Origin of the sequence: Mesorhizobium sp. M1A.F.Ca.IN.020.03.2.1, from assembly GCF_004023205.1 — a bacterium.
Taxonomy (GTDB): Bacteria; Pseudomonadota; Alphaproteobacteria; order Rhizobiales; family Rhizobiaceae; genus Mesorhizobium.
In genome coordinates, this window is the sequence record NZ_RZSV01000322.1 from 1 (window position 1) to 4,893 (window position 4,893).

Annotated in this window: 5 protein-coding genes; 2 read left to right on the plus strand and 3 right to left on the minus strand. The window is 63.0% G+C overall.

Features of this window, described 5'->3' with window-relative positions:
* The 3 genes from EOA79_RS29550 to gcl form a co-directional block, all read right to left on the minus strand.
* Positions 1–409 (minus strand): NAD(P)-dependent oxidoreductase (locus EOA79_RS29550; protein ID WP_164894000.1); only part of this gene is annotated, 409 nt, incomplete at its 3' end.
* A 193-nt stretch (positions 410–602) separates the two neighbouring features.
* Positions 603–1,400, minus strand: coding sequence for a 2-oxo-tetronate isomerase (gene otnI, locus EOA79_RS29555; protein WP_095824696.1), 798 nt, complete (start codon positions 1,398–1,400; stop codon positions 603–605).
* Between the two features lie 25 nt (positions 1,401–1,425).
* Positions 1,426–3,207 (minus strand): glyoxylate carboligase, encoded by a 1,782-nt coding sequence (gcl, locus tag EOA79_RS29560; RefSeq protein ID WP_095824697.1) that lies wholly within the window; start codon positions 3,205–3,207, stop codon positions 1,426–1,428.
* A 202-nt stretch (positions 3,208–3,409) separates the two neighbouring features.
* Between gcl and bhcR the strand changes: the two genes are divergently transcribed.
* Both bhcR and EOA79_RS29570 read left to right on the plus strand, forming a co-directional pair.
* Positions 3,410–4,231 (plus strand): HTH-type transcriptional regulator BhcR, encoded by an 822-nt coding sequence (bhcR, locus tag EOA79_RS29565; RefSeq protein ID WP_095801326.1) that lies wholly within the window; start codon positions 3,410–3,412, stop codon positions 4,229–4,231.
* Between the two features lie 163 nt (positions 4,232–4,394).
* On the plus strand, positions 4,395–4,817 hold the full coding sequence (locus EOA79_RS29570; RefSeq protein WP_095824698.1) for a hypothetical protein: 423 nt from the start codon (positions 4,395–4,397) through the stop codon (positions 4,815–4,817).
* The last annotated feature ends 76 nt before the right edge of the window (positions 4,818–4,893 follow it).

The following is a 4,893-nucleotide window of genomic DNA, read 5'->3' on the forward strand; positions in this document are numbered from 1 at the left end:
CCATGATGGTAAGCGAGGCTGCCTTGGCGCCGACCTCGCCGCCGGATACCGGCGCGTCGAGATAGTCGCAGCCGAGATCGTTGATCTTCTTGGCGAAGTCCTTGGTGGCGATCGGCGAGATCGAGCTCATGTCGATGACGAGCTTGCCTTTCGACAGAGCTGAAGCGACGCCGTTTTCGCCGAACAGCACATCCGCCACCTGCGGCGTGTCGGGCACCATGGTGATGATGATGCCGGCGGCGCTGGCCACCGCATCATGGCCGGTGACGGTCTTCAGCCCCTTGGCCGCGAGAGCGGCCGGCGGCTTCGAGCGATGGTCGCTGGCGATGACCGGGTAGCCGGCGTCGAGCAGATGCCCCGCCATCGGCGCGCCCATGATGCCGAGGCCAATGAAGCCGATGGTTTCCATTTTGCGGTCTCCTGAAGATCTTTGTCCGAATGGATCGAAGGCTGGCGCCGCCCCTCATCCGCCTGCCGGCACCTCTCCCCGTGAAGGATGGGGAGACGGGGAACAAGCTCCAGCGCTGGCGACCCCCCTCTCCCCGTTTTTCACGGGGAGAGGGTAAGGGTGAGGGGCAGCGCCGAGGCTGGTTGAGAAGCGCCTAAGCCGCCGCACTCCCCTGCCCGGCGAACTGCCGGAACCAGCCGAGTCCCACCTGCGTGCCGGCCTTCGGTTTGTATTCGGCGCCGATCCAGCCGGAATAGCCGAGCCGGTCGATATGGTCGTAGAGGAAGGGATAATTGATCTCGCCCGTCCCCGGCTCGTGACGGCCGGGATTGTCCGCAAGCTGGATATGCGCGATGCGGCCAAGGTTTGCCTCGATGGTACGGGCGAGATCCCCCTCCATGATCTGCATGTGATAAATGTCGTATTGTAGGAACAGGTTCTTCGAGCCGATGCGGTCGATCAGCGCCAGCGCCTGATCGGTGTAATTCAGGAAGAAGCCCGGAATGTCGCGAGTGTTGATCGGCTCGATCAGCAGCTTGATGCTGGCCTGCTCCAGCTTTTCGGCCGCGAAAGCGAGATTTTCGGCAAAGACGTTTTCCAAAGTAGTGCGATCGGCACCCTGCGGCGCGATGCCGGCGAGGCAGTTGACCTGCTCGCAGCCAAGCGCGTGCGCATAAGTGATCGCCTTGGCGACGCCCTGGCGAAATTCAGGCACGCGGTCGGGTAGCACGGCAATGCCGCGCTCGCCCTTTGCCCAGTCGCCGGCCGGCAGGTTGAAGAGAACCTGTGTCAGGCCGTTCTTCTTGAGGCGAGCGGCAACAACGTCCGGCGCATGGTCGTACGGCCCGATATATTCGACGCCCTTGAAGCCGGCGCGGGCAGCGGCATCGAAACGGTCTAGGAAATCGTGCTCCCCGAAGAGCATCGAAAGATTGGCTGAAAAACGCGGCATTCTTTTGCTCCTTCTTTCCCGGACCTTAATCGAGCATCACGATCGCCGTCGGCGCATCCTCGTGGCTTTCGGCAAGCTCCTCGAATTCGGTGATCTTGTCGATTTCGGTGCCCATGGAAATGTTGGTGACACGTTCAAGGATAAATTCGAGAACGACCGGGACCTGGTGTTCCTTCATCAGCCGCTCAGCCTCTTTGAAGGCGCTGGCGAACTCTTCCGGCTTGCGCACGCGAACCGCCTTGCAGCCCATCGCCTCGGCGACCGCGACATGGTCGACGCCGTAGCCGGCCCCGGGATCGTTTGCCCGGTTGACGTTCTCGAAGGCGAGGCTCACCTCGTAGTCCATCGAGAAGCCGCGCTGCGCCTGGCGGATCAGCCCGAGATAGGCGTTGTTCACGACGACGTGGATGTAAGGCAGCTTGTGCTGCGCGCCGACCGCCAGCTCTTCGATCATGAACTGGAAGTCGTAGTCGCCGGAGAGCGCGACGATGGCGCGATCGGGATCCGCGGCACGCACGCCGAGCGCGGCCGGCAGCGTCCAGCCGAGCGGGCCGGCCTGGCCGCAATTGATCCAGTTGCGCGGCTTGTAGACATGCAGGAATTGCGCGCCGGCGATCTGCGACAGGCCGATCGTAGTCACGTAAGTCGTGTCCCGGGCAAACGCCTTGTTCATCTCCTCGTAGACGCGCTGCGGCTTCAGCGGCACCTGCTCGAAATGCGTCTTGCGCTTCATGGTTTTCTTGCGCTGCTGGCATTCCTTCGCCCAGCCCGACCAGTCGCGCAGCTTGCCGGCCGTACGCCACTCGGTGGCGACGTCGAGCAGCATCTTCAGCGCGGCGCCCGCATCCGAGACGATGCCGAGATCCGGCGCGAAGACGCGGCCGATCTGAGTGGGCTCGATGTCGACATGGATGAATTTCTTGCCCTTGGTGTAGACGTCGACCGACCCGGTGTGGCGATTGGCCCAGCGGTTGCCGATGCCAAAGACGAAGTCGGCTTCAAGCATGGTCGCATTGCCGTAACGGTGCGAGGTCTGCAGGCCGCACATGCCGGCCATCAGCCGGTGATCGTCGGGGATCGCGCCCCAGCCCATCAACGTCGGAATGACCGGCACGCCGGTGACTTCGGCGAACTCGATCAGCAAATCGGAAGCATCGGCGTTGATGATGCCGCCGCCGGCGACGATCAGCGGCTTTTGCGCCTGGTTGAGCATTGCCAAAGCCTTTTCGGCCTGGGCGCGCGTCATTGCCGGCCTGAAGGGAACCAGCGGCTCATAGGCCTCGATGTCGAATTCGATCTCGGCAAGCTGCACATCGAGCGGCAGGTCGATCAGCACCGGGCCAGGTCGCGAGGTGCGCATCAGGTGGAACGCCTTCTGCAGCGCCATCGGCACCAGATAGGGTTCCATGACGGTGACGGCCCATTTGGCGACGGGTGCTGCGATCGAAGCGATGTCGACGGCCTGGAAATCCTCCTTGTTGAGGCGAGCGCGCGGCGCCTGCCCGGTAATGCAGAGGATGGGAATGGAATCCGCCGAGGCGGAATAGAGCCCGGTGATCATATCGGTGCCGGCCGGACCTGAGGTGCCGATGCAGAGCCCGATATTGCCGGCCTTGGCGCGGGTAAAACCTTCAGCCATGTGCGAGGCGCCCTCGACATGGCGCGCGAGAACGTGGCGGATGGTGCCGCGCGCCTTCAGCGCCGAATAGAGCGGGTTGATCGCCGCGCCCGGCACGCCGAAGGCATTGGTGATGCCTTCCTTTTCTAGAACGAGAACCGCCGCGTCGACAGCGCGCATCCTGGCCATGTTCAGCCTCCACTTCGTTGGTTGGCTTTAGAATGCCAGCGCGTTCTCGATTTTTCAATTTTTTCAGAATATTTTTTCATTTCTAGGAAACTGTTGTACCTGGCTGAATTCACTGATCTTTTCCTTTTCCAGAAAATCGCCACGACGGGCTAGTGAAAAACTTTTTCATTGTGCTCCGCACGAAATTGCGGAGAATGCGTGCATGGAAACCACGGAAAAACGCCAACGCGGCCGGCCGCGTGCCTTCAACGGCCCGCAGGAAGCGGCTTCAGTGCAGTCGCTCGACCGCGCGCTGCGCATCCTGGCGATCGTCGCGGACGCCAGCGGCTTGTCCTTGAGCGAGATCGCGGCGCGCAGCGGCATCGCCGCCTCAACGGCCTACCGCATGCTGACGACGCTGGAGAACCACGGCATGGTCGAGTTCGACTCGACCGACCAGCTCTGGTCGATCGGCGTCGAGACCTACCGCATGGGCGCCGCCTTCCTGCGCCGCCGCAAGCTAGTCGACCGCGCCCGCATCGTCATGCAGGAACTGATGGAAAAGACCGGCGAGACCGCCAATCTGGGCGTCGCCGAGGACGATTGCGTGGTTTTCGTCAGTCAGGTCGAGACGCATCAGGCGATCCGGGCCTTCTTCCGGCCGGGCACGCGCAGTTCCTTCCATGCATCAGGCATCGGCAAGGCGGTGCTGGCGCATCTCGAGCCGGAGCGGGTCGCCGCCATCCTGCGCAAGGCCGGCCTGCAGCGCTTCACCGACAAGACGCTCTCCGACATCTCGGCGCTGGCTCATGATCTGGCGACCATCAAGCATCGCGGCTGGTCGGTCGACGACGAGGAACGCCATCCCGGCATGCGCTGCGTCGCCGCTGCCATCTTCAACGAGTTCGGCGAGCCGATCGGCGGCGTTTCCGTGTCCGGCCCGACGGTGCGGGTGACGCCCGAGCGCCTGGCCGAGATCGGTCCGCTGGTGCGCGAGGCCGCGGCCGAGGTGACGAAGATGATCGGCGGCGTGAAAGTCTACTGACTGCGACAGCTTTTGTTTGCGCATGACCCCGGCGTCATGCGCCGGGCAGCGCGCTCTTGGCCACCATCTCGGGACGGCCGGACTAAACGTATCGCTGTACACCCTCGGCTGCATGGGCCCTGCCGTCTTGCCGAGGCGTTCGAATGCATGCGAAAGGGCGTGGATGCGGAAAACGGTTCAACTATTGCTCGCCGCTTCACTTTGCGGATGCGCTGCCACGACACCGGTGCCGGACTCGAACGGGCAGCGCGTCGATTCCATACCGATCTCGCTTGCCCTCGAGGAGATCATTACCGCCGGCGTCCGCCAGCACTTGAAGGATCCAGTCTCGGCGAAGTTCGGGACGATGCTTGCCGGTGAGCGGACGTTGAACGGCCGCCATGAGATCGTGGTTTGCGGCTTTGTCGACGACAAGCGCTCGGCCGGCGGCTCCAGCGACGGCAAAGCCTTCATTGCCAAGGTCAACCCGGATGCCGGAAACAGCTTCGAACTTGTCGCGATGAGCGGTGAAACGTCTAATGCCGGGCTTGCCATTGCCGGCGCTTGCCGCAGCGCGGGATTGGCGATCGAGGCCAAGACTTCGTAGCACCAAACGAAAAAGGGGCCGCGAAGCCCCCTTTCCGGTTGCCGAGACGGTGGCTCTCCTCTGTTTTACGCAATTC

Coding starts and splice junctions, on each gene's coding strand:
- otnI (WP_095824696.1), bottom strand. CDS start 1,400: ATGCCGCGTTTTTCAGCCAATCTTTCGATGCTCTTCGGGGAGCACGAT.
- EOA79_RS29570 (WP_095824698.1), top strand. CDS start 4,395: ATGCGGAAAACGGTTCAACTATTGCTCGCCGCTTCACTTTGCGGATGC.
- gcl (WP_095824697.1), bottom strand. CDS start 3,207: ATGGCCAGGATGCGCGCTGTCGACGCGGCGGTTCTCGTTCTAGAAAAG.
- bhcR (WP_095801326.1), top strand. CDS start 3,410: ATGGAAACCACGGAAAAACGCCAACGCGGCCGGCCGCGTGCCTTCAAC.